21 protein-coding genes are annotated in these 24,452 nt (G+C 40.5%); 16 read left to right on the top strand and 5 right to left on the bottom strand.

Annotated features, from left to right (window positions below):
- Positions 1–2: 2 nt before the first annotated feature.
- A complete protein-coding gene (locus EDD70_RS12410) occupies positions 3–1,148 on the top strand; it encodes a Ger(x)C family spore germination protein (protein ID WP_092755842.1) in 1,146 nt (381 codons plus the stop codon).
- A 251-nt stretch (positions 1,149–1,399) separates the two neighbouring features.
- On the top strand, positions 1,400–2,500 hold the full coding sequence (locus EDD70_RS12405; RefSeq protein WP_092755838.1) for a GerAB/ArcD/ProY family transporter: 1,101 nt from the start codon (positions 1,400–1,402) through the stop codon (positions 2,498–2,500).
- A gap of 17 nt (positions 2,501–2,517) precedes the next feature.
- On the opposite strand, the gene EDD70_RS12400 is transcribed toward EDD70_RS12405, so the two are convergent.
- The 3 genes from EDD70_RS12400 to sigI form a co-directional block, all read right to left on the bottom strand.
- The gene (locus tag EDD70_RS12400; protein ID WP_092755836.1) at positions 2,518–3,432 is read right to left on the bottom strand and encodes a GGDEF domain-containing protein; all 915 of its coding nucleotides are present in this window, start codon (positions 3,430–3,432) and stop codon (positions 2,518–2,520) included.
- Between the two features lie 388 nt (positions 3,433–3,820).
- Positions 3,821–4,936, bottom strand: coding sequence for an anti-sigma-I factor RsgI family protein (locus tag EDD70_RS12395; protein WP_092755834.1), 1,116 nt, complete (start codon positions 4,934–4,936; stop codon positions 3,821–3,823).
- Positions 4,933–5,649, bottom strand: coding sequence for an RNA polymerase sigma-I factor (gene sigI / locus EDD70_RS12390; protein WP_092755832.1), 717 nt, complete (start codon positions 5,647–5,649; stop codon positions 4,933–4,935). Before sigI ends, EDD70_RS12395 begins: the two co-directional genes overlap by 4 nt.
- 226 nt (positions 5,650–5,875) lie before the next feature.
- Here sigI and EDD70_RS12385 point away from each other — a divergent pair, with 226 nt between their 5' ends.
- From EDD70_RS12385 to EDD70_RS12350, 8 genes are all read left to right on the top strand, one after another.
- Positions 5,876–7,216: a glycoside hydrolase family 18 protein gene (locus EDD70_RS12385; RefSeq protein WP_162840920.1), complete on the top strand. Its 1,341-nt coding sequence runs from the start codon at positions 5,876–5,878 to the stop codon at positions 7,214–7,216.
- Between the two features lie 205 nt (positions 7,217–7,421).
- A complete protein-coding gene (locus EDD70_RS12380) occupies positions 7,422–8,336 on the top strand; it encodes an NTP transferase domain-containing protein (RefSeq protein WP_162840919.1) in 915 nt (304 codons plus the stop codon).
- 75 nt (positions 8,337–8,411) lie between these two features.
- Positions 8,412–9,428 (top strand): FecCD family ABC transporter permease, encoded by a 1,017-nt coding sequence (locus tag EDD70_RS12375; protein ID WP_092755826.1) that lies wholly within the window; start codon positions 8,412–8,414, stop codon positions 9,426–9,428.
- Positions 9,425–10,231 carry an ABC transporter ATP-binding protein gene (locus EDD70_RS12370; protein WP_092755824.1) on the top strand — a complete coding sequence of 269 codons (807 nt, stop codon included), beginning with the start codon at positions 9,425–9,427 and terminating at the stop codon, positions 10,229–10,231. The genes EDD70_RS12375 and EDD70_RS12370 overlap by 4 nt, the downstream gene beginning before the upstream one ends.
- Entirely contained in the window at positions 10,215–10,934 is a 720-nt protein-coding gene (locus EDD70_RS12365) for a class I SAM-dependent methyltransferase (RefSeq protein ID WP_092755822.1), read from the top strand. The genes EDD70_RS12370 and EDD70_RS12365 overlap by 17 nt, the downstream gene beginning before the upstream one ends.
- Positions 10,931–11,503, top strand: coding sequence for an FmdE family protein (locus EDD70_RS12360; RefSeq protein ID WP_092755820.1), 573 nt, complete (start codon positions 10,931–10,933; stop codon positions 11,501–11,503). Before EDD70_RS12365 ends, EDD70_RS12360 begins: the two co-directional genes overlap by 4 nt.
- On the top strand, positions 11,487–12,254 hold the full coding sequence (locus tag EDD70_RS12355; RefSeq protein ID WP_092755818.1) for a DUF364 domain-containing protein: 768 nt from the start codon (positions 11,487–11,489) through the stop codon (positions 12,252–12,254). Before EDD70_RS12360 ends, EDD70_RS12355 begins: the two co-directional genes overlap by 17 nt.
- The gene (locus tag EDD70_RS12350) at positions 12,251–13,402 is read left to right on the top strand and encodes an ABC transporter substrate-binding protein (RefSeq protein ID WP_092755816.1); all 1,152 of its coding nucleotides are present in this window, start codon (positions 12,251–12,253) and stop codon (positions 13,400–13,402) included. The genes EDD70_RS12355 and EDD70_RS12350 overlap by 4 nt, the downstream gene beginning before the upstream one ends.
- A 103-nt stretch (positions 13,403–13,505) precedes the next feature.
- On the opposite strand, the gene EDD70_RS12345 is transcribed toward EDD70_RS12350, so the two are convergent.
- Positions 13,506–14,102 (bottom strand): hypothetical protein, encoded by a 597-nt coding sequence (locus EDD70_RS12345; RefSeq protein WP_092755814.1) that lies wholly within the window; start codon positions 14,100–14,102, stop codon positions 13,506–13,508.
- Positions 14,103–14,199: 97 nt separating this feature from the next.
- Complete coding sequence (locus EDD70_RS12340) at positions 14,200–14,721, bottom strand: transcription repressor NadR (RefSeq protein WP_092756271.1); 522 nt, start codon at positions 14,719–14,721, stop codon at positions 14,200–14,202.
- Between the two features lie 406 nt (positions 14,722–15,127).
- On the opposite strand from EDD70_RS12340, the gene EDD70_RS12335 reads away from it, so the two are divergent.
- The 6 genes from EDD70_RS12335 (at position 15,128) to EDD70_RS12310 (ending at position 24,181) form a co-directional block, all read left to right on the top strand.
- Complete coding sequence (locus EDD70_RS12335) at positions 15,128–16,909, top strand: cache domain-containing sensor histidine kinase (RefSeq protein WP_092755812.1); 1,782 nt, start codon at positions 15,128–15,130, stop codon at positions 16,907–16,909.
- 24 nt (positions 16,910–16,933) lie between these two features.
- A complete protein-coding gene (locus tag EDD70_RS12330) occupies positions 16,934–18,535 on the top strand; it encodes a response regulator (RefSeq protein ID WP_092755810.1) in 1,602 nt (533 codons plus the stop codon).
- Between the two features lie 153 nt (positions 18,536–18,688).
- Positions 18,689–20,014: an ABC transporter substrate-binding protein gene (locus EDD70_RS12325; protein WP_092755808.1), complete on the top strand. Its 1,326-nt coding sequence runs from the start codon at positions 18,689–18,691 to the stop codon at positions 20,012–20,014.
- 114 nt (positions 20,015–20,128) lie between these two features.
- Positions 20,129–21,010, top strand: coding sequence for a carbohydrate ABC transporter permease (locus tag EDD70_RS12320; RefSeq protein WP_092755806.1), 882 nt, complete (start codon positions 20,129–20,131; stop codon positions 21,008–21,010).
- A 4-nt stretch (positions 21,011–21,014) separates the two neighbouring features.
- Entirely contained in the window at positions 21,015–21,908 is an 894-nt protein-coding gene (locus EDD70_RS12315) for a carbohydrate ABC transporter permease (RefSeq protein WP_205408619.1), read from the top strand.
- Between the two features lie 26 nt (positions 21,909–21,934).
- Entirely contained in the window at positions 21,935–24,181 is a 2,247-nt protein-coding gene (locus EDD70_RS12310; RefSeq protein WP_092755804.1) for a glycoside hydrolase family 30 protein, read from the top strand.
- Positions 24,182–24,452 lie beyond the last annotated feature (271 nt).

The raw sequence follows: 24,452 nt of genomic DNA, 5'->3' as shown, positions 1-24,452 counted from the left end.
ATGTGTTAAAAAAAATATCTGTTTTTTTTATGGCAACACTCTTTATGCTTTTATTTTGCGGATGCTGGAATTATACCGAGGTGGATCAGCAGGCTAATGTTTCGGGTATTGCGATTGACAAAGGGCAAAACGGTAAGAAATATCACATCACTGCAGAAATTATGAGTATGGAAACCAGCGGAGGAAAAGCAGGAGTCAAAACAGAATTGGTAGAATCTGATGGAAATACGCTATTCGAAACCATTCGAAAAGCAGCAGCCATTACCTCAGAAAAGTTGTATTTTGGGCATTGTAAAGTATTGATAATAAGCAAAAATATGGCAGAAAGCGAAATGGTACCAATTCTTGATACAATTATGCGCGACCCTGAGTTACGGCTCACTATGGAGGTTGTCATATCCAAAACCAGTACAGCGAAAGAGCTGCTGATGTTGAAGCCAATTATGAACCCCATTTTATCTTACGAAATGGATGATACTCTTGAAACAAATCAAAAAGTCCTTTTTGAGTCCAGCAAAACAAAGGTTTACCAATTTGTTAACACATTGGGGACAGACGGTATTTGCCCAATCGCCCCCGCATTTGAAACAGTAAATACAAGTAAAAATGCAAGCACAGGTAAACTTTCGGGTGTAGCAGTTTTTAACAAAGAAAAAATGGTTGGTTTTTTAAATGAAGACGATGCAAAAAGCGTTCTATTTGTTCAAAATAAAATTAAAAATGCAGCTTTATCCATAAAAATTGATGAACAAAAAAACATTTTTTTTTCGACAGAGATTATTGAGAACAAAACTCAAATAATACCAGAAAAAAAAGACGGGGAACTCATCTTTAATATAGAAGTACACCCTATTGTAACTGTAAGTGAGTTTGATACTGATGCAAAAATTACACTTCATGAGTTTGAGGAGTTATTTAATACCCAATTGGAACAACGATTAACAGAAGTAATACGCAAGGTACAAAAGGAATTTAAAGTTGATATTTTTGGGCTGGGCAGTATTATACGGCAAAAAAAGGCAAAACTTTGGGAAGAATACGGCACCAATTGGGATAAACGATTTGAGACCGTTAAATTCAACGTTAAATCTAAAGTAAAAGTACGCGGCAGCGGAACAACCGACTTATATATTAAGATTGGAGAATAACCTTGCTTTTTTTATTTATTTTTTTTATCTTATACTTGCTGTTTATCATTTTTGATTTAGTACCCATTTATAAAAAAAAAGAATACAAAACTTTTGGTATCTATTGTGTCATGATAACATTATCTTTTGTGCTGCAAGCATGCATGGTGCTTAGTATTCCAATACCCAGCATCACTTCAATTGTTTTAAAAATAATGGAACCTATCCTCAAATAAATACCTAAAGATAACAAAGTGAGGTGTTACAACTTTATGGGTAAAGAAATTGTATCTTCCAAACAAATGATTAATATTATCATACTTTTTATTCTCGGCACTGCATTTGTTGCGGGGGGAACTGCTATTGCAAAGCAGGATTCGTGGATTTCAATCATCTTGGCATTTTTATTGTTGATACCCATCTATCTGGTATACGGAAAACTGAATAAATTGTACCCAAATAAAAACGTGTTTGAAATGTTTTACGAATGCTTCGGCAAAATAGGCGGGGCAACTTTCACCATCATTTTTACACTTTTTTCATTGCACTTAGGCGCGCTGGTTATCCGCAATTTTACCGAGTTTATTCAAGTGGTTTCGCTGTCTGAAACACCCCAATATGCGGCAGCAATATTTATCGGGGTGCTTTGTATATGGACAGTTAAGTCGGGTATTGAGATATTGGCGCGTGGTGCTATGATAACAGGGCCTATTGTAATTATAGTTACTATTCTTACTGTCGTTTTGAATATCAACAATATGGACTTAAGCTATATTCAGCCTATATTCGGCGCAGGTTTCGGTAATATACTATCTAATTGCACAAACTATATTTCTTTCCCGTTTGGTGAGGCTGTTCTTTTTTTATCGGTTATGCCTTGTTTAAAATCAAAAGCCAATCCGCATAAAGTTTATCTTATGGGTACTGCAATCGGCTGTGTTATACTTGTAATGGGCAGGCTGCGCAATACACTGGTGTTGGGGCTGCCTACTTTAGAGTCATTGTATTTTCCGTCTTACACCTCGGTAGGAATTATAAATATTAAAGAATTTATAACACGTATTGAAGTATTAATGATAGGTAATTTTATCTTATCGGGGCTTGCAAAAGTGTGCGTCTGTATCTACGTTACATGCAAAGGGTTTGCGCATTTATTTAACGTTGCAAATTACAAAGATTTTGCAGCACCTGTAGCTTTGATGATGATAGCGATTTCCGCCGTCACAAGTTCCAGCACAATGGAGATGATGGCATATTTGAAACCTTACAAGTACTATGCTCCTGTAATAGAAATCTTCGTACCTTTTCTTCTCTTAGTTGTCACCTTAATCAAAAAGCCTAAAAAGAATTCTACTTTGGTGGCAAAAGAATAAAAAAGCAACACAGCATATCAAATTGCTGTGTTGCTTTTTTGGCAGTTTGCAACTACCATATTGCGCCCATTTTGTTTTGCTCTGTATAAATTTTGGTCTACATAACCTAATAGCTCTTCTACGGTCAATTCATGATCCCCAATTGTATAGCAGCCGGCACTCACCGTGATTGATACTGTATTTCCAGCAAAATCAAACTTCTTTGTTTCCACTGTTTTTCTAATTTTTTCGGCAACTGTATAAGCAGATAAACTATCGGCACCGATTAATGAAACAAAAAATTCTTCACCGCCATACCTTGCTGCCCAGTCCACATTTTTTCGAATGGAGTTTTTTATAATCGTACCCAATTCTTGTAAAATAACATCTCCTGCCGTATGCCCGTAGGTATCATTGATAATTTTAAAATAGTCTATATCCAGCATGATAAATGACAATTTTGTATGGTTGTTAAAAGCATCGTATAAATCAACGGGCAGCCTTTCATTGAGATAACGTCGATTAAACAAATCGGTAAGCGGGTCTGTAATAACCTCTTTGTTGAGTTTATCTATAATGTTGTTTATTTCTTCAATTGTCTTGCCTTTTAAATCGGGGATAATACCTGTTTCTGAAATATCTTTTAACATTTCCACTACATAAGTTTGGTTACTCAATGTAATTGGACTTGCAGTTACCATATAAATTTTTTCTTTATTGTATTCGATTTTAACAAAGGTGTCGTTTTCTTTCATTGCGCGATACGAAACACAGTTCGCACAATGGGCATCGTTTTTCCAATAATCATAACAAATCGAAGTTAGCACCTCAAACGATAAATTTTGATATTGCACAATCTGTTTTTTTACGGGGTCTACTACCCGAATAAGATCAAAAAGTTTATCAAATCTATCTACAAATTCTTTTAAAAATTGCAGGTCTGTCGAGTTCAACGGCAAAAACCTCCATCCAAAGTTGATTGATGCTCAATCTTGTACTTTTTAATAGAATATATAATCTGTTGTAAGAGTACCAACTACTATTGCGAAGTTTATATTAGAACTCGACAGCATTTATAGCCATAAACGCCCCTGCAACATTACAATTTTGCCAAGTATATTAATGCCCACTTAAGCCTTAAAACTATGAACTGATACCAACGTTAAAACTTCGTGAGAACAGCATATACCAATGTAGTATAGCACAATTCCCATCAAATTACAATTGGCTTACTAAGATAACACCATTGGTTTTTACGCAATAAAGATATAAAGGGCAATCGCAATATTACTGCGATTGCCCTTTTAAAATTGCCATATTAAAATAACTTGGGTGGCTAGACTACTGCTTTTTACCGGAATTACCTTTGCTGTTGCCGGATGGTGTTTTCTCTTTCTCTACCGCTCCGCTTTCATCCTGCTTTTTACCGGAGTTTTTACTCTCGTTTTGGCTTGCTTCTTCAACTTCTTCTTCAATTTCTGTTGAAACCTCACTGCTGGAAGAATCCTCTTTTACTTTCTCTGGTTTTTTAACTTCAGGTACAGCATTGGTTTCGTCTGCCTTTTTGTTTTTTAAGGCATTTTCATTTGCTTTTTCGTTTTTTGGGGTGTCAGTTTTTACAGAAGTATCCGCTTCCGATGAGCTTTCAGAAGAACTTTCTTGTGCTTGCGAGCTGGTCTCGTCAGTCAATTCACTCTCCGATGAAGCATCTTGGTTTTTATTGGCTTTTTTGTTTTCTTTGGTTGCTTTCATAATTTCTTTAACCGATTTATTCAGCCAATCATTGACGTTAATTTCTTCGGGGTTCGAGGCGCTTGCCTGCAGCTTTTGCACCAAGTTCAGCTTGCCGGGGGTTACACCCAATGCTTTGGCTTCTTCAACACGATCTTTGCCAACAGCAAGTGCTTCAACTTCCACGTCCAGTTCATCTTCTTTAATTTTTTCATCGGCAGTTTCTTTTAAGCTTTCTGCCAATTCCGCAGATTTTTTCAAATCTTTGCCCGAGGTTGTAATAACGATACCGCCCTCGGTTTCACCATCAAAATATCCTTCTTTAGAAATCTCCTCAACGGTCATTTTAATCGCTTCGTCAATTGTTTTATTGCTCATGTTTTTTAAGTCAACTTGCTTTAGTATTTCGGCTCCGTCATCATTAACAGCTTTTGCAGAAAGCACTCTGTCAAACATATTCAGCGAATATTCGATTGATGGGTTGACATCAAGACTTACATAAGCAGATGGCGTCATATAGGCATAAGCACCAACACCGCCGAGCATAATGACACAGGCTGCCGCTACTGCAATTTTAGGCATGATACTTTTTTTCTTACTAATTGTTTTTTTCACTTCAATCACCTGTCCAATCACATAATTATTGTTTTTGATTTTGGTTATACAGCCGTCATCAGACAGAGCCGCAGCAAGTTTGCCTCTTACTTCAACTATCACTGCTTTCATTTGTTTAGCTCCTTTCTAATGGGCTGCATGTACTCTGCAAGGCAGGGATACTCTCCGGAAAGTATCTCAACTGCTGCTATTATATACTTTCGATGACGTTCCAGAATTTTTCGGGGTACACCCGCATTTTTTTCAATAATTTTGATTGGCAGTTGTTTTGTCTTTTTTATTTCATGAAGCAAAATTGGATTTTTGCAAATATATGCTGCAGCCAAAGCGCAATGCTTTTTGGTTTTTTCTGCCTTGGGCGAACAATCTGCAAGGTCAAAAAAAGAGAAGCCGTAACTGTAAAAGACTTTATTAATTGCTTCAATTTCGTCTTTTATGCTTACATCATGTTGGTAAGAGAGTTTCTCTTGAACCGTTAGATACACCGAAACATTGTCTTCTTCATCCATATCGCTCTCGAAAACATCGGGATTTACAGAAATTTCATGGTAATATTTTTTGTTCCGTTTAAAATAGTCAGCCAGCCTTCTGTTTATTACCATCTCAGAAAAACTCAAAAAACCGCCTTTTTCAAAGTTGTAATTTCTTACCGCTTCGCAAAAAGCCGTTAATGCTATCGACCATTCATCATCGCTGGTTGTAATATGCTTTTGAGCAGTATGCGACGCACATTTTAAGATGAAAGGCTGGTATTGCATAATTAGCTCATTCATTTTATTATGGTCTTTTGCGGCTTCAGCCGCTGCAATGTCTAAATCTCTCATACAGCACACCTTTTGGGTAAAATATTACCTGTTTTTTGATGTACTTACTTTATCACGATTTTTTTTATTTTACAATCATGTTTTAAATTATCGCATTGTATTCAGGTTTTACACCAACGTAAAATTATTTACCTATATTTTCAATATTGTTTTCGTTGGCTGCAGTTGGTATCATAAAAATAATTTGCAGCCTAAGCGCAAAATAAATGATTGTAGGACTATTGATATGAATTTAAACAAAGCATTAAAAGTTGTTGCACCAATTATGATTGCAGCGCTCATTCTTTTTATATCCGGTTCTTACCAAGCAACAATCAGCCAAGCTGAAAACTCTGAAGCATCATCGCAATCTTCTGTAAGTTACCAGCCGCCTTCATCTTCCAGCGAATCGTCACAAATGCAGTCATCTTCCGCTACTGAATCCTCATCCTCGCAGAGCACACAAACTAAGCAGAAATCTTCTGCTTCTGCATCTGCACCCGACAAGCCACTACCGTTACAGCCTGTTGCAGCACCCAGCGGTAAATGTATCGTTGGTTATTTTCCATCTTGGGCTTACTTAAACAATTACTCACCGTCGGATGTTGATGCAGCAAAACTCACTCACATTAACTATGCCTTTGCAAGTATCAGTTCGGATAACAAGCTGGTAATGAATCACCCTAAAACAGATATTAAAAATTTTGAGGGGCTTCGCAAACTAAAAGCCAAAAATTCCGCCTTAAAACTGCTGATTTCTGTGGGCGGGTGGGATGGTTCAAAAAATTTTTCAAACGCAGCACTTACCGCCCAAAGCCGCGAAACATTTGCTAATTCATGTATCAACTTTATCGTAACACATAAACTGGATGGTATCGACCTTGATTGGGAATATCCTGTATCGGGCGGTTTTGGGGGGATTATCAACCGCCCCGAAGACAAACAAAATTTTACCAAACTGATACAGGCAATCAGGCAGAAAATGCAGCAGCAAACAAAAAAAGACTCGAAAAAATACTACCTAACAATCGCAGGTGCACCGTCATCCGGCTATTTAAAAAACATTGAGCTTACAAAAATACTCCCCTATTTGGATTACATATTTTTAATGGGTTACGACATGCACGGGCCATGGGATGAGTTTGCGGATTTCAATGCACCGCTGTATACTCCGCAAGAATCATCTCCCCAGTACTCCTCCAGCATCAATGACGCGGTACAAACTTACCTCAACGCGGGTGCTGCAGCTTCTAAGCTTGTGCTGGGTATGCCTTTTTACGGCTATCGGTATGAGGTTACCAATAACGATAACTACGGATTATATCAAACTTTTTCAAACGGAAAATCGGTTGCTTACAGCAAAATTGTTACCGATTATTTGGATAAATATGATAAATCGGAGCATCCCCAGGCAAAAGTACCCTATTTATTTGGCAATGATACTTTTATTACATATGACGATGAAAATTCGATTGCTATGAAAGTTCAGCTCGCTAAAAAATTGGGGCTGGCTGGAGTTGGGGCTTGGGAGCTTTCACAAGATAGCCAGAACACTCTTTTGTCAAGCGCTTATTCCAATTTGTTTTAAATAAACACAATAATAATCTGCAAAAAATAGGTAGGATAAATTCCTGCCTATTTTTTTATATTAGCATGCTATACCCCTTTTTTGCACCAGCTGTATTTGGTTTTATATGGTTTCGTATATTGCCAAAAGATACAGCAGGTGTTATAATCACCAATATTGGAATGTTTTTCAAATATAAGTCGGATAATATAGCAGGAGAATGGAAATGCGTACAGGAGTTGTTATAATTGCTGCGGGGAACTCTTCGCATGAAGATAAAATGCAGCCTATGAAAAAGGTAGGCTCAATATCTGCTGTTCAACGGTTAATAAAAACTTTTCGGCAGGCAGGGGTACATCGCATTGTACTGGTAACTTCCCAGCAGGAGCACGAAGCGTTGGAAAAACATGTTGCGCGCATGGGTACTGTCTGTTTGCCTAACTATGATGCCGATCACTGGCAGATGATTGATTATGCCAAAATAGGGCTTGCATATTTGCAGCAAAAATGCGACCAGATTTTGCTCACACCTGCAGATATCCCCTTTTTCACAGCACTTACCGTACAGCAGCTTATGCAGTGCGGTGCAAAACTGGCAAGCCCTGTTTGCGGTGAGCGAGCAGGACATCCACTCTTAGTCGCCAGCAGTCTCATCCCATTTATTTTGCAATATGAAGGCGAGAATGGGCTGCGCGGTGCCATTAAAAACTGCGGCTGTGCCCGTACTTTTATTGAGGTAGAGGATGACGGTATCTTATGCGACATTGATTCTTCAGACGATTATGATGAATTGTTAAAACAACACAATCACCAGATACTTCATCCCTCACTGAAACTGCGCCTTGTAAAAGAAAAACCGTTTTTCGGGCCGGGTACGGTACAACTTCTCACATTCATTCAAGAAACAGGCTCGGTACGTTTGGCTTGCCAACAAATGGGTATATCTTACAGCAAAGGGTGGAAGATTCTCGCTGTGATGGAAGAGCAATTGGGCGAAACGATTGTAGACCGCCAGCAAGGCGGCAAAAACGGAGGTATGGCTTCTCTTACCCCAAAGGGTAAAGAATTGCTAGATAAATTCCGCCAATTCGAGGAATGCTGCCGTACATTGGTACAGCAAGCTTTTGAGCAAATTTTTTAATCGGTTGTATGCCATAAAAAATTTTTATCAATCGAATTGTTTTTAAAAAATATTCGGAGTAATTCAGGAGGCATCATGGTGCAGTTTAAGCAGAAGAAAATTAGCCTATTACCTTTGTTTACAGTTATCTTTTTACTTTGCTTTTGCAGTGCTTTTTTGTTGGGAAGATATCCCGTTACTTTAACCGAACTTATTAAAGTACTGCTGTCACGTGTTGTAAATATTCCCGTAACTTGGGCACCTCAGGCAGAAACCGTCATATTGCAGGTACGGCTGCCGCGTGTTCTAGCTGCTGCGCTGATTGGCTCAGCTCTTTCTGCCGCGGGCATCTGTTATCAAGGTTTGTTTCAAAACCCTATGGTGTCGCCCGACGTGCTTGGGGCATCTGCGGGTGCAGGTTTTGGCGCAGCTGTTGCACTTTTCCTTTCACTCGGCTATGTCGGTGTATCCATCATTTCTTTTATAGGCGGAATTGCGGCGGTGGCAGTTGTATGTTTCATCAGCCAAAATGTACGCAATCATCCTATCATGGGGCTGGTGCTTGCAGGCATTATGGTAAGCTCGCTGTTTTCATCCGGCACTTCATTCATCAAACTGATGGCCGACCCTACCAATGTGCTGCCCGCTATTACTTATTGGCTGATGGGAGGGCTTGCATCCATACGCAAAAACGATCTGCTGTTTGCATCCATCCCTATTGCAATTGGGCTTGTACCTCTCATTTTACTGCGCTGGCGTATGAACGTACTTACACTGGGTGAAGAAGAAGCGCGCACCATCGGTATTAACACACGTGCCTTAAGATATATCGTCATCGTATCCTCAACATTAATTACTTCGGCATGTGTCTCCATCAGCGGTATGATTGGTTGGGTCGGCCTGGTAATCCCGCATTTTTCGCGCATGCTTGTTGGTTGCGATTACCGCCGCTCTTTGCCTGCCTCTATGCTCTTGGGTGCAAGTTTTCTCATTGTGGTGGATAATTTTTCGCGCATGCTGAGCACATCGGAAATACCTCTCGGTATCCTTACTTCATTTGTGGGAGCACCGTTTTTCTTGTATTTGATACTGAGGGAGGGAAAAAAGCTGTGAGCATCAAAATTAAAAATCTTTGCTTTGCTTATGGAGAACGTAAGGTACTGCGAGATGTTAATTTCTCGGCAAATTCAGGCGAATTGGTTTGTGTGCTTGGCCCCAACGGCGTTGGAAAAAGCACCTTGTTCCGCTGTATGCTAGGGCTGCAAAATAGTTACAAAGGCGATATAAGTGTAAACGGGCAGGAAATTGGTTCTATGCCCGCGGCAGTTCTCGCAAAAAAAATCGCGTACATTCCTCAGCACTATTCTATGTATTTTAACTATACTGTTTTTCATATGGTGCTTATGGGCACAACGTCGCAAATAAGTACACTTGCCTCACCGGGCAAAGCGCAGGAACATGCAGTAATGCAGGCACTGGAGCGGTTTGGTATTGCACACCTGCGCGACCGCGGCTGTGCACAAATCAGCGGCGGAGAGCGCCAGCTTGCCCTAATTGCCCGTGCGGTAGTGCAGCAAGCAAAAATACTTGTTATGGATGAACCCACAGCCAACCTCGATTACGGCAACCAGTTTCGCGTTATGCAAGAAGTATGCCGCCTTGCCCAACAGGGTTATACCATTATTCTGTCTACCCATAACCCCGAGCAAGCGCTAATGTATGCAAACCGTGTACTTGTGTTGCTTGACGGCACGGTGCTGCGTTTTGGTACACCCGATGAAGTGATGAGCAACGAGCTTTTGCATAAGGTATATGGAGTAAATGTACAGCTGAGAGAAATCAGTTTGGGGCAAAAAAAGATGCGTGTATGTATACCGCTGGAACAGTTGGAGGAGCAACATGTTTTACTGGAATGAACAAAGCATACGCTGGTACAAAGAAGCCGCCGAATACGGCTGTTTTCACGAGCAAATTGTAAAAGTAGCCGCCCCATACATAAATTGTGACTGTACGGCATGTGACCTTGGGTGCGGGTTGGGGTATCTTTCGTTGGAACTTGCAAAAATTGCAAAACAAGTTACCGCTATTGACATTGACGACAATGCATTGAACGTTTTACGGGCGTCTATCAGCCAAAACGGTACTTCAAACATTGAGGTGATGAGGGAAGATGTTCAACTGATACCGTCGCAGGCAATATGGGATGTAGTTGTGCTTTGTTCTTTCGGCAGGCTAACCGAAAACAATAATTTTACTAAATATATGGCTTTATGCAAAAAGCGTCTAATTTCCATTGTCGGCAGCAACGCCAAAAGCAATATATCTCCGTCCGGTTTGTCACATTATGAAAAAGATCATGTTCCAAAACTCATATCTTTTTTAGAAAAACAAGGTATCCCCTACCGCTTGATTGAACAAAATTTAGAATTCGGTCAGCCTTTAAGTACACAACAAGATGCAATCGATTTTATCTGCCATTACACACCCGGCTGCACTGTTGAAACTGCTGCCGAACATGCAAAAGAACATTTAAAGCAGCTTGGCGATGGAAGATATTGTCTGCCAAATCAAAAATGTTATGGAATTTTTATTATTGATAAGCAGGAGGAAACAACATGAATAGTTTTAGGGAAGATTTAAAACGGGCAGTCGATTATCATGGGCATCTCTGTTCCGGGCAAGTGCTGGGGGTAAGGATGGCACGAATGGGACTGCGGTTGCTTGGAATTGATGACCCTCTTGCCTTTCGCGACTTAATCGTTTATGTAGAGACTGACCGCTGCATTGCAGATGCCGTTGGCACGGTGACCGGCTGTAAAATCGGGCGGAGAAGATTGAAATGGATGGATTACGGTAAGACTGCTGTATCTTTTCTCAATTTGCAAGACGGACAAGCAGTGCGTATCTATCGCGAAAAACTCATTTATCCGGCAGATGGAGAAGATTTGGTAGAGTTTTACGAGGCACTTTCGGATGAAGAATTGTTTATTGCACAACCAATTGAAATCCCCATCCGCCCTGAGGATATGCCCGGTAAGCCGATTATGGCTGCCACCTGCGAAATCTGCGGAGAAGAAGTAATCGATGGCAGACATATCCAGGTAGATGGGCATATCTTCTGCAAAGGCTGCCATGGCGGGCATTATTACCGCGTTAAGGGGGTAACCGACAATGTGGGAACTTTATGATGCACTGATAAATGAAATTCCAGAGAATATCACCGTGCAGGATTATTGCAACGGACGGCTTTGGTCTGAGGTGCAAACCAACCAGGGTACAGGCGTAGCCATGTTAATCGACGGAGTATCTCGCCCGCCCATGCATCCCACAAGCTTTTTCGGCGAACCTCTCAAAAAGATGGCTGAATGCATCAAGTCTTGGAACTTTGCTGAGGCAAGCCTTGGTCTTGCCGCTATCAATGCGTGGTATAACACGCCCCCCCATACAGATTCACTCAACATTACATATGGCAAAAACCGAGTGGAACGAGATGCATTTGTCACCTATCAAGAGGAGATTACGGATAAAAAAGTAACCGTAATCGGGCACTTCCCTTTTTTGGAGACACGTTTTCAGCCAATCTGTTCTCTTTCTGTTTTGGAGCGAAACCCCAAAGAGGGCGATTTTCCCGACTCTGCTTGCGAATACCTGCTGCATGAGCAAGATTACGTTTTTATTACAGGCGTTACAATCATCAATAAAACCTTGCCGCGTTTACTCGAGCTTTCAAAAAATGCTAAAGTTGTTTTGGTGGGTCCCAGCGTTCCGTTGGCACCGTGCTTATTCCACTTTGGTGTTCATTCACTCGAAAGCTTTCTGGTAACCTCCCCTCAAAAATGCTCTGAATTTGTGCGTCAGAGGTTGAACGGTTCCTTGTTCTCCTGCGGTAAAATGGTCAGCTTGGCAAATAAAACAAATACAAACGAGGTGTCTTTATGAAGAATTTGCAAATGCGATTCGCTGCTCTGCTGCTTATTCTGTGTATGATTGGCGCATCACTGGCAGGATGCGGCCAACCCACTCCTACATTGTCCCCCGCCCAACCAACTTCGCCCGATAGCAGTATATCTTCTGTTTCTCAAACAGATTCGTCCCCCGCATCGGATACCCGACTGTTTACAGATTCATTGGGACGTGACGTCGAAATCCCTGCCGACATCCAAAAATTCGCCCCGTCCGGCTCTTTGGCACAGTTAGTGCTTTATGGGCTTGCACCCGACCGTATGGTTGGGTGGACGAGCAAACCAACCGATGCCATGGCACAATATTTTGATGCCAAATACATCAATTTACCTACTTTCGGCACATTTTATGGTAAAAATGCAGACTTGAATGTAGAGGCATTGATTGCGGCAAACCCACAAGTAGTGATAGATGTGGGTGAAGTAAAGGCAAACATGAAAGAAAGCTTAGATGCATTACAGCAGCAAATCGGAATCCCCGTGGTGTTTGTTGAGGCGAAGCTAGAGACTATGGGAGATGCTTACCGAACACTGGGCGAACTGCTGAACCTGCCTGAAGATGCAAAAAAGCTGGCAGATTATTGCGATAATACGATTACAGACGCAAAAAAATACGCCGCAGCTATCCCGCAGGAAAAACGCGTAAAAGTGTATTACGGCGAGGGCAAAACCGGCTTGCAAACCAACCCCAAAGGCTCGTTTCATGCAGAGGTTATTGAACTTGTGGGTGGTAGCAATGTTGCGGATATTCCCATAACGTCAGGAGCAGGTGGTAACGAAATCAGCATGGAGCAGCTTTTGCTTTGGACACCGGATGTAATTATTCTCGGCCCAAACAGTATCTATCAATCAATCGGAAAAGATGCTTTGTGGCAGGATTTAACCGCAGTTCAGCAGAAGAAGTATTTTGAAATCCCCAACGGGCCATACAATTGGATGGGACGCCCGCCTGCGGTGAATCGAATCATCGGTGTAAAATGGCTGGGTAATTTGCTTTACCCCGAGCAGTTCAAATACAACATGGCAGACGAGGTAAAAACCTTTTACAAACTGTTTTACCACTACGAGTTAACCGATGAGCAATCAAAAGAACTTATGGCAAATTCCACTTTTGCAAAACAGTAGATTTTAAGCAATTAACAAAAGCAAACCGCTAAACACAAAATGCAGCGCGGCAACAATAAAAGCCAGACAGAAATTTTCTGTCTGGCTTTTTAATTTCATTTTATTAAACTTCTGCTTTCTGCTGTAACTTAATCTTTGCATTGTATGGGATTCTTACCACGCGGGTAAGAGGCTTCCAAACAAAAGCCGCAATTCCAAAATCAATCAGGCTGTGCACAACAGTGCCCACCCCTACCAGGATAATTACAGTTTCAAAATAGCCTTTGTTATAATATTGCGCCGTCATGCTGTTGCCAAAATAGAACAGCGTTACCACGAAAACCTCACTGACTGCATGAAGCACCGAAAGAAGCAAGCTGAACATTGCTGTACCGCCGAGTGTAGTAAGTGTGTTCGGCTTTTTTTTCAAAAGCAAAGCCCCTATCAAAGCGAAAACCACGTGCGACAATGCCCGGATTACAACTACAAGCGGAAACCCCGCAAATAAAAAGCCGATTGTTGTACCAACCGCCACTGCCAAAGCAACAGGCGGTGAAATAAACAGCGCAATAAAAACAGGAACATGGCTTGCAAGGGTATAAGATGCCGGCTCAAGTACAATTCTGGGTGCAAACATTGGGATAACGATACCAACTGCACAGAGCAGCGCAGCAATTACCATACTTTGCAATTGTGTATGTTGGTTTGTATTATTCTTCATGGCGTATGGTCCTTTCAATTTAAGTCAATGTCTTGACAGGTGTCTTGACACGTTTTCTTTTATTGTAAAGGCAAACCATACAAATGTCAAGGGCTGTTTACTTAATAAACAAAATTTCTTTCTCTTTTAATTGAGAAAGTACTCTTCGGTACGCTTCTTCTGACGGGTAAGAAATAGTGTGCAAGTGCACACCGCCTGTTAAATCGCATAACGGCGATGCTTGATCTTTCGCAAGCTTTTTCATAAAATTGTCCGCATCGTAACGAGAAAAGATGTGCAGCCGGCCCGAAATTTGCCCATAAACGGCATGCTCCACAATCACGTCAATCAGTCCGCAGCCGTTGTCTACAATGGTATACAACTCTTCGGCGAGATTGTCGCGGCTGTGTTTGCAGGCAATCGTATGGGTGCACCGGTTGGTGATGTCATCGTTATCGTCCAAAATATATCCGCGCGGTGTTGCCGATATTGCTGCATTAGACGCGCGTAGCAAGGCAATATCTCCAACAATAATTTGGCGGCTAACGCCAAATCGGCTTGCAATTTTGCTTGCACTTACAGGCTGATTGTTTTGTTTTAAAAATTCAAGTATTTCCTGTCGTCTTTGCGCCGCGTCCATTTCTATCCCACCCTTTCTTTCTAGTACTAATATGATATCATCGGCAATGTGGGGCTTTGCCGATAGGCAAATTTCGCACCCCATATCAGAATCAATAGATAACCGTACATAAAACAGCAATCTTCTGTTGCCAGCTAAAAAATATAATATGTGCTCTGCGGTTATTATATCATAAATGAATTTGAAAAGATATTTTTACTGATAAACAGCCTGTTCTCGTTACAATGCATCAAATGCAGCTGTATAATCTTGGAATAAATGATATTTACTCGCAACTTGAAGAATGGTATAGTGATGATAAAGACAAAACTCCGTTCGATTTTGAGCCGAAAGGGTACATTGAACACTTGATATTATGATTGTGTGATTGAATATTTAAAATATTTTGAGGATTGGGGTAAGAGTATTGACGAAGTTTGCAAATAGCATTTCTGCAAAGTTTTTGCTGATTTTTTGTACTTTCATTCTAATACCTGTCATCATCTGCGGTTACATGCTTATCCAACGTTTTGAATCAATATTAATCGAAAATAACATTGGCAAAAACCTGCAAATTACCGAACAGATTTCACATAACATCAACAATACCACCAAATCATTTATACACACCGCCGCAAGTATTATTAACGATGTTGACGTTATCTCGGATGTCAGTAATTTAAATAGTATGGATAACCCCCAGTTGCGCCTCAACACCCAAAAACAAATTGAACTGAAATTAGAAAACTACTTTAATTACACAACCGACCTCATCGGCATTGTATTTGTTTATAAAAATGGCGGTTATTTTTATTATAAAAATCCTCCCCGCATTAAATCGGAAGAAATTCGAGCAATGGATTGGTACGAAGGAATTTTACAGCAAAAAATTAAAAACAAGGTTTTTACACTGGACTGTACCGATAATTTTTTGTTTTCTGTATCAAAAACCAGCAAAGCAGTTTCTTTCGCAGCTGTACCCGATGACAAAAAACCCAATAATGTAGAGCTTGTATATTTTGCATTTCGCCCCAATACGTTTGAAAAAATATATTCTCAGCTCAATCTTTCCGACGATTGGACCATAGACATTGTGAGTTATGACGGTTCATCCATTTTACAAAGTGCCACAAATGCATCACAAATTTTAAGCCTGCCCGATGGCAGTACAAACGCCTATGGGTATCAGCGTTACCGGCACAATAATAAAGATTTGCTACTTACCTATTATACCGTACCCAACCTTAATTGGCGGGTCATCGGCTCGGTACCGTATAAAACCTTAACCAGAGATATTCATATCACAACAACGTACGTTTCCATTATATTTGTAACAATTTCTATTTTATTTTTCTGCGTGTTTTTTGGCTCTACCTTCAGTACAGTCATACACCCCATTCATATGTTGATGAACCAAATGAAAAAGGTTGAAACGGGTGACTTTCAAATTCGCGCACCAATTAATAATAAAAATGAAATTGGGCAGCTGAATCTATCTTTTTACAATATGGTTGATAAAATTAAAGAGCTGATTGAAAAAGTGGAACGCAAAGAGCAAGAAAAAACACAGCTTGAAATTAAAAGCTTGCAGTATCAAATCAACCCTCATTTCCTCTTTAATACTCTCAATACAATCACCACAATGGCAGCAACCTATGGTGTTGAAAACGTAAAGCATATGACCGAATCTCTTACAAAGCTTTTGATGAATACTTTAGAAAAGCAAGGTGCCTACAATACCGTCGAAGAATCTTTTGAGTTGCTGCGCAATTACGAATATATTATGGGGATAAAATACTCCGGTCGTTTTCATGTGCAGTATTTTATCGACGATGATGTTCGTAATACCTATATTCTTAAAATGATTGTACAGCCCATCTTAGAAAACTCCATTATCCACGGCTTTGAAGATGTATTTGTCCAGCTGCACATTGACATACACGCAAGTTGTAAAGACGGCGACCTGCTTGTAACGGTGGAAGACGACGGTGTGGGGTTAACACAACAGCAGATAGATGAATTAATGGCGACTGAACATGAAAATAAAAGCGGGTTTAATAAACTGGGTATTTACAATGTGAATAAAAGAATTCAGCTTTACTACGGCAAAAAATATGGGCTCAATATGTTAAGGCGAGAGCCCAAGGGTACCATTGTGCAATTAAAGCTGCCTAAACTCACCAAAGATATGATTTACAGTGACTTATAAACAGAAAAAAATAGGGAGGAAGCTATGTATCGGATTCTTCTTGTTGACGATGAACCGCTCGTCAGGTTAAAAATCAAGTCGTTACTGAATTGGGAGAATTACGGGTATGAAATATCCGCTGAAGCCGGTGACGGAAAAGATGCATTGGATTTACTGGAATGCAGCCGGTTTGATATTATACTAACCGATATCAATATGCCTAAACTGTCCGGTATCGAGTTTATTAAAGCGGTAAAATCCAAAAACCCCAACATTCCCATCCTGGTATTAAGCGCCTATAACGATTATATTTTTGTGCGCGAAGCTTTTAAATTAGGGGCTGTAGATTACATCTTGAAAAATGAAATGACCGGTGATGGAATCTTACAGCTTTTAAAACGCTGCATCGATGAACAACGCGGAAAACAAATTACCGATGACCAAAAAAGTATTTCTGCTAAAGTAAAAAAAGCAAAGATTTTAGAAAAAATTTTATGTGGAGAAAAAATCGAACCATTAGAGCATCAGATGCAAGAACTGGATATTAATTTATCACCAAAAAATTTGGTGGTCGTCCGTATCATTATTGATAACTATAAGTTGATGCAATCCAAATACGATGATGTGATACTTACCAATTTAAAAACCTCGGTATTCAATATGCTCGAGCAAAAAATGCGCGAGTTTAAACTTGGCGAAGTCATCGGCCTCTCAAACCGGCTGTTCGTCTACCTCATGAGCTTTGAGAAAGACAACAGTATCTCTGCAATTCAACAAAAAATACATACGGTTCTCACCAGTATCTCTTACAGTTTTAAAGAGTTTTTCAACCTCTCTATTACCTGTGGTGTCAGCGATATGATGGATGGGTTCGAATCGATTACCAAGCTTTACGAGCAGGCAATCTCTGCATCCGAACTTCGGATGGTGTACGGCACGGGGAAGATTATTACTCAGCGGGATGTCCGTGCGGTGGCACCCAAAAAAATCCATTTTAATGAAGACCTCTTGCATGAGCTGATTCACTTTTTAGATTGTGGAAACTCAGAGCAAGTAGATGATATTCTCAACAAATTTTGTAATTCGGTAAAAGCCCTTTGCATTGTTGATATTAACGATGCTTATTCGTTTTACAGCGAGGTGCTGTATATTGCTGTGGGCAGCCTTAGCGCAAGAGGAATAAAAATTAATGAAATCTTTCACGAGCACATCAACTTTTATGAAAAAATTACCCGTTTAGAAACGATTGATGACATGAACAATTGGTTTTGCAACACAATGCGCTATATCCACGAAGAAATAAAAAACCGCAATGCAAATAAAAATTATAAACTGCAAATGGCGGTTGCCTATATAAAACAGCATTATACCGAAAATATCAACCTAAAAGTGGTAAGCGATTACTGCGATGTAAGCGAAACTTACTTGAGCCGAATATTTACCGCCAATAACAACGAAAGCTTTATCGGCTTTGTTACGAAACTGCGCATACAAAAGGCAAAAGAACTTATGTGCAACAGCAATTTGCCCATTAGCGAAATAGCCGAGCAAGTGGGATATGAAAGCCAAGAACATTTCAGCCGTATCTTTAAAAAGCACACCGGCAAAAGCCCCTCGAACTACAGAAGTACCTCTATAATTGCATAAGGTTTAAAAATAAAGCGGTGCATACCGTTTTATTTTTTCTGCAGTGTAAGAACCATCATAAATGTGCAAGATAAATCATTCTGCATTCAAAGGTGTTTGTGTACAATGAATTTAAGGTAGTGTGTTGTAGATAAATTTTGAGGAGGCAATGAAATGTTACACAGCAAAATTAAAAATTGGTCGGCACTATTTATGGCAGTGGTTTTGATTCTTTCAACACTTACAGGTTGTTCCGGTGCAAAAACAACTCCAGAGCAATCCACACCCGCAGAAACCGAACCATCGTCTAAGCCAGTAACCGAAAAGGCAGAGAAAATCACCATTACATACGCATTGGCAGACCCGCAGGATTATGCTTACTGGGATTCGAAAGCGGAGGATTTTACCGCGAAAAACCCCAACATTACGGTTGATATTGAGTGCTTTGGCGGTACCGATGAGATGATGAAAAATCTTAAAATCCGTCAGGCGGGCAACGAGCTGCCGGATATTATTCAGCTGAAGCCGGATTTTATCAACGACTTTAAAACCTACTTGATGGAGTGGGATAAAAACGAAGAAGTTGTTAAGAAAAATGCATTTGCACTTAAATTTGAGCAAGAAGGCAAAATATACGGCTTGCCGCTGCGAAGCTTCAGCGAGTTTGTGTATTATAAAAAATCTATCTTTAAAGAGCTGAATCTTGAAATTCCAAAGACATGGGAAGATTTTATAACAACCGCAAAAACAATTGAAAGCAGCGGAAAGTATACCGCAATCGCAATGGGCGGAAAAGACGTTTGGCCCGTTTACCCGTTTAACGAGTTTATGCCTCACCTCATCTCAAATGATGAAAAAATTCTTTCGAATATTGCAGCGCAAGACGAACCATTCTCTAAAGGCGGAGGGTTCTACGATGCTTATGCTAAGATAAACGACCTTTACAGAGCCAATGTAATGGGGCAAGACCCTCTCGGTATTGGATGTGACCAGGCACAGCAGCTGTTTGAAGCCAATAAGGCAGCCATGATTGTTCTTGGACAATGGTACCTTCCCAATTACCTCGAACGCGTAAAGAGCATGGATGATATCGGATTCTTCTCGCTGCCTGTAGTTAGCAAAGGCGAGAAAAACCGTGTTATGACAATGGCAGATAACTTCCTCACCATCAACAAAGATTCCAAAAACATCGATGCTGCAAAAGCATTTGTCAATTGGAGCTTTGAGGACGAAATCTATTCCGAGTATCTTAAAACTACCATGAACAATTCAACGGTAACAGGGGTTGAAAACGACAACCCGCTGTTTAAAGAATACCGCGAAAATTCAGATTCGGAAGAGTTTATGTACTACCCCGGCAACGAAGATTACAGCAAGCTGGTAAACCAAACCAAGTTCGATGCCAAAACAATTGGGCAGCGGATGCTTGCGGGCGAAAACTTTGCCGATATTTTGAAAGAATATAACACCAAATGGAAAGAAGCAAGAGCCAGCTTATAGCTTTTTCGGTATTATACCCGAAAAGCAGGCATTGGCAGCTAATAACTGTAGCTATTTACGCAGATGAGGGAATTGTTGAAAAACAATTCCCTCTCTTAGAAAGAAGGGGATTTTATGACAACAAGTTATAAAACTCAAAAGAAATTATTGATTTTTACATTTCTTTTTATTCCGGTCACATTATTGCTGATGTTTCTTATTTACCCAACCTTTAAGCTGTTGCAGCTCAGCATAACCGACTGGGATGGAATCGGCAAAACGTTTCAATACATAGGGCTAAAGAATTACTGGAATGTATTTTTCAAATCCCCCGAAGTATGGATTGCACTTAAAAATAACTTTTTATATTTTTTCATCCACCTGATTATGATTCCGGTTGAAATTATCCTTGCAGCAATTCTATGCAAAGGGTACCGCGGCTTTAAGTTTTTTAAATCGATCACCTTTATGCCGTATATCATCAACGGTGTTGCCGTTGCCTATATGTTTTCGTTTTTATATAGCCCTGTCGGCGGGCCAGTAAACAGCTTGTTGGAGCATTTGGGGCTAGGCTTTTTCGCGCTCAACTGGTTGGGCGACCCGAACATCGTCAACTATTCGCTGGTAAGTGTATCTCTTTGGCGGTTTAGTGGTCTCCATGTCATCTTATTTATATCCGGTATTATATCCATCCCGCCCGAGTATTACGAGGCCGCGGATATCGACGGTGCAAACTCCATTCAAAAACTCAAAAGCATTACCATCCCCGGTATTAAGCGTGTCGTTCAAATGGTTCTTTTCTTAAATGTGCGGGGTGCATTGCAGGTTTTCGATATTCCTTTCTTAATCACAAATGGGGGGCCGGGTTTTGCATCTTCAACCTTTACAACTTATACCATCGACACAGCATTTAAGTTCGACCAGTATGGCATGGCGTCTGCAATGGCAGTTGTGCTTATGCTGTTAATCTGCATCGTGTCGCTTACGCAAGACAGATTAACCAAGTTAAGGGGGTAAGGTGATGAACGCTGTAAGTATGGTTGAAGTACAAAAACACGTAGAGCTTTCTAAAATGGTAAAACAAAATAAAGCAAGAAAATTTGCATCAAAACTTGTCATGTATCTTTTGCTGCTGTTAATTGCTTTTGCAGTGATTATGCCTTTAATCACTCTTGTTTTCGCGGCTTTCAAAACACCGCTGGAAATATCGCAGGGGAACCCATTGAGTTTGCCGAAAACATTTTATTTAGAGAACTTTTACAAGGCTTTTAAACAGGCAAAAATGGCAACTGCTTTTAAAAACTCTATGATACTTTCTCTCACAGCAGTTGTTTTAAATATAATACTTGGCACTATGACTTCTTATGTTATCATCCGGCACGATTTTAAAGCCAAAAAACTTATTATGGCAATGTTTTTGTTCGCCATGGTATTGCCGTTTTACACAACCGAAATCGCAAGGTTTAACATTATTAAAGGGTTGGGGCTTTATAATACGCTTTATGCCCCGCTCATCATTTATATAGGCACCGACATGATGCAAATATACATTTACGCGCAGTACATTGAAAAAATACCCTATTCACTAGAAGAAGCAGCAATGATTGAAGGTGCATCTTTCTTCCAGATATTTACGAGAGTTGTTTTTCCGCTTTTGCTGCCCGCCTCTGCAACGCTCGGCATTATCAAATTCGTCGAAGTCATCAACGATATGTATATCCCCTACCTGTATATGCCGTCAAACAAATTAAAAACACTTTCCACATCGCTTATGATGTTTGCCGGACAAAGAAACATGGATTGGGGTAAGCTTTCCTCCGCGATTATTTTGGTTATGATTCCAACCTTGGTTGTATTCATTATTTTCCAAAAGGCTATTATTAACGGTATTACACAAGGTGCCGTTAAAGAATAATAGATAAAATTACAAGGAGGTATATTATGGCTCACGGTAAAATGGTAAAGACAATTTCGGGTATTCTTGCGCTTTCAACCACAATGTCTGTACTCATGGCAAACTTATCGCTTACAGCTTATGCCTCAAGCAGTGTAAAAATTGATTGGAATGATGAAAAACAAGTGATTGACGGGTTTGGTGCAGCGCAGGCTTGTGATGTGTATGCAGACCAAATCTATAACTTTGCAAAACGCGACGAAGTAATGGATTTGCTTTTCTCTGAAGACGGCGGTATCGGCCTTTCCATCCTCAGGTGCGAAGTGGGCAGCGGGCTGAATATGCCCACCATTGAACCGCAGGACGGAGTTTGGGATTTTACCGGTGCGGAATCGGAACTTTGGGTAATAAACGAAGCAAAATCAAGAGGCATTGATAAAATATTCAGCACGGTATGGAGCCCCCCTGCATGGATGAAAACGACAGGAAAAATCACAAACGGGGGTTATTTGAAAAGCGATTGCTATCAAAAATTTGCAGCGTATCTTGCACAGTATGTAAATCAATATAAAGCAATCCACGATATTGACATTTATGCGGTTTCTATTGCGAACGAGCCGGAATATGCCGCAACGTGGCAATCGTGTTTATGGAAGCCTGAGATGATTACAACATTTTTAAAAAACAACCTTGCGCCAGAATTTGCTGCCCAAAATGTACCGGCAAAGGTAATTGTGGGCGAAAAAGGCTGGTGGAGTGAAGAAATGGTATTAAATGCCTTGAACGACCCGCAAGCTTGCGAGAGGATTGATATCGTGGGCGGGCACCAGTACAACGGTTCGATCGTGCCGTTTATGGTGTCTCAAAGCAAAGGCAAGCATGTGTGGGAAACTGAGGTTTCCAATACTTCTATCTACAAAAATCACATTAAAGACGGGGTTGGCTGGGCAAAAAGAATCCACTCTTTTATGACGGATGCAGAGATCCATGCATTTATGTATTGGCTTGGGGCAAGTTACAAAACCAATAACGAAAGTCTTATCAGGCTATACAACGACGGTACCTATGTACCCGCAAAAAGGCTTTACACAATGGGGAATTTCAGTAAATTTGTAAAGCCCGGATATGTAAGGATAGGGGCAACTGCCAACCCGCAAAAAGGCATTTATGTTTCTGCCTATAAAAACCCTGATACCGGTGATTTTTCGATTGTAGCTATAAACGATACCGACAGCAACGAACTCGTTCATATTGTCCCCGAGGGGTTTACGGCGGCGGAATTGACGCCGAATGTAACCAATGAAAAAGTGAATCTGGAGGAGTATGAAGCTATCCCCCTGCAAAACGGCAAGTTCACTGTATCGCTTGGCGCCTACAGCGTAACCACCTTTACGGGTACCGAAGGCTCTGATCCAACAGAAGAAAAGCAGTGGACTGTCACAGATGAATTGGATGACTGGTCAAAAGTGTATTCTTCTTCATCCAGTTGGATGCTGGAAGGAAATAACCCGTACGGCGCATTTGACGAAGACCCTTCCAGGGCAAGAAGAACCAGCCTATCCAAGCAAGAGATTGTGTACAAATACGATAACATTGCAGATTTTGAGGCTGAACTCTATTTTCATCTTGGTTTGCAGGGGCTAAAATTCTACACTTCGCCGGACGGAGCCGAGTGGGAAGAACTACCTTATAAAACTTCAAAATTCTTAACCACCGGCGGTGGATGGGAGAAATTTAAGGCAATGCCGGAGAGTGAATTACCGCAAAACACCAATTATTTTAAAATTGAGTTTGATTTAGGCGGTAAAGAATGGGATAAACACCTTGCAAAAATCAAGTTTTTGTGTAAACAGAAAGAGCCAGATGCCCCCTACGATACTTTGAACGATTGGTCGAAAGTTTATGCCCATTCCGAAAACTGGATGCTGGACGGCGACAAATCGGAGTGTTTTGAAAACGATACTTCCAGAGCACGCAGAACAACCGCTACCACGGAATACATCACTTATGCAGCGGAACAAGGCAAAAGCATTGCAAACTTTAGGGCAAAGCTGTATTACTTTCGCTCACACTCCGATAATATGAACTTTTACAGTTCATCCGACGGTACACAGTGGGACGCAATCGAAATGAAATACACCGACAGGATGGATACCGGCGGGTATTGGAACAGGATATACGGCATGCCTGCAACCAACCTTAAAAATTGCAAGTATGTAAAAGTAGAGTTTTCGGGCGGAGGGCTGTTCCCGTGGGATAAACAGCTTGCAGAAATAACATTTGATTTTGCATAACATAATCAGGCTGTTAAGGAAAATGCCTTAACAGCTTATTCCCCAACGAATCAATACCAATGATCTATATTTTCAATCCATAATCTTACAAAAAATCTAAAGCGGTTTATTACACAAAGAAGGTTTACTGTAAATAACTATTTTCAGCGTTTTTTTACTATTGTCCGTTGTGTTTTCAATTCATCAAAAAGTAAAATTATGGTATTGTTGTTAAAGCAAGTAATTCGCAAAAAAGTGATCAGTAACTGGTAGCTGTTAAAAAGTTGGGAGG

This window comes from Hydrogenoanaerobacterium saccharovorans, from assembly GCF_003814745.1.
GTDB classification, from domain to species: Bacteria; Bacillota; Clostridia; order Oscillospirales; family Ruminococcaceae; genus Hydrogenoanaerobacterium; species Hydrogenoanaerobacterium saccharovorans.
The sequence above is the reverse complement of the archived record's forward strand: the minus strand, read 5'-3'. Positions and strand labels throughout refer to the sequence as shown.

What these genes read in the sequence shown, in the direction of transcription:
- EDD70_RS12405 (WP_092755838.1), top strand. Translation starts at nt 1,400, where the DNA reads ATGGGTAAAGAAATTGTATCTTCCAAACAAATGATTAATATTATCATA.
- EDD70_RS12395 (WP_092755834.1), bottom strand. Translation starts at nt 4,936, where the DNA reads ATGAAAGCAGTGATAGTTGAAGTAAGAGGCAAACTTGCTGCGGCTCTG.
- sigI (WP_092755832.1), bottom strand. Translation starts at nt 5,649, where the DNA reads ATGAGAGATTTAGACATTGCAGCGGCTGAAGCCGCAAAAGACCATAAT.
- EDD70_RS12385 (WP_162840920.1), top strand. Translation starts at nt 5,876, where the DNA reads ATGAATTTAAACAAAGCATTAAAAGTTGTTGCACCAATTATGATTGCA.
- EDD70_RS12380 (WP_162840919.1), top strand. Translation starts at nt 7,422, where the DNA reads ATGCGTACAGGAGTTGTTATAATTGCTGCGGGGAACTCTTCGCATGAA.
- EDD70_RS12375 (WP_092755826.1), top strand. Translation starts at nt 8,412, where the DNA reads ATGGTGCAGTTTAAGCAGAAGAAAATTAGCCTATTACCTTTGTTTACA.
- EDD70_RS12365 (WP_092755822.1), top strand. Translation starts at nt 10,215, where the DNA reads ATGTTTTACTGGAATGAACAAAGCATACGCTGGTACAAAGAAGCCGCC.
- EDD70_RS12360 (WP_092755820.1), top strand. Translation starts at nt 10,931, where the DNA reads ATGAATAGTTTTAGGGAAGATTTAAAACGGGCAGTCGATTATCATGGG.
- EDD70_RS12355 (WP_092755818.1), top strand. Translation starts at nt 11,487, where the DNA reads ATGTGGGAACTTTATGATGCACTGATAAATGAAATTCCAGAGAATATC.
- EDD70_RS12350 (WP_092755816.1), top strand. Translation starts at nt 12,251, where the DNA reads ATGAAGAATTTGCAAATGCGATTCGCTGCTCTGCTGCTTATTCTGTGT.
- EDD70_RS12345 (WP_092755814.1), bottom strand. Translation starts at nt 14,102, where the DNA reads ATGAAGAATAATACAAACCAACATACACAATTGCAAAGTATGGTAATT.
- EDD70_RS12340 (WP_092756271.1), bottom strand. Translation starts at nt 14,721, where the DNA reads ATGGACGCGGCGCAAAGACGACAGGAAATACTTGAATTTTTAAAACAA.
- EDD70_RS12330 (WP_092755810.1), top strand. Translation starts at nt 16,934, where the DNA reads ATGTATCGGATTCTTCTTGTTGACGATGAACCGCTCGTCAGGTTAAAA.
- EDD70_RS12325 (WP_092755808.1), top strand. Translation starts at nt 18,689, where the DNA reads ATGTTACACAGCAAAATTAAAAATTGGTCGGCACTATTTATGGCAGTG.
- EDD70_RS12320 (WP_092755806.1), top strand. Translation starts at nt 20,129, where the DNA reads ATGACAACAAGTTATAAAACTCAAAAGAAATTATTGATTTTTACATTT.
- EDD70_RS12315 (WP_205408619.1), top strand. Translation starts at nt 21,015, where the DNA reads ATGAACGCTGTAAGTATGGTTGAAGTACAAAAACACGTAGAGCTTTCT.
- EDD70_RS12310 (WP_092755804.1), top strand. Translation starts at nt 21,935, where the DNA reads ATGGCTCACGGTAAAATGGTAAAGACAATTTCGGGTATTCTTGCGCTT.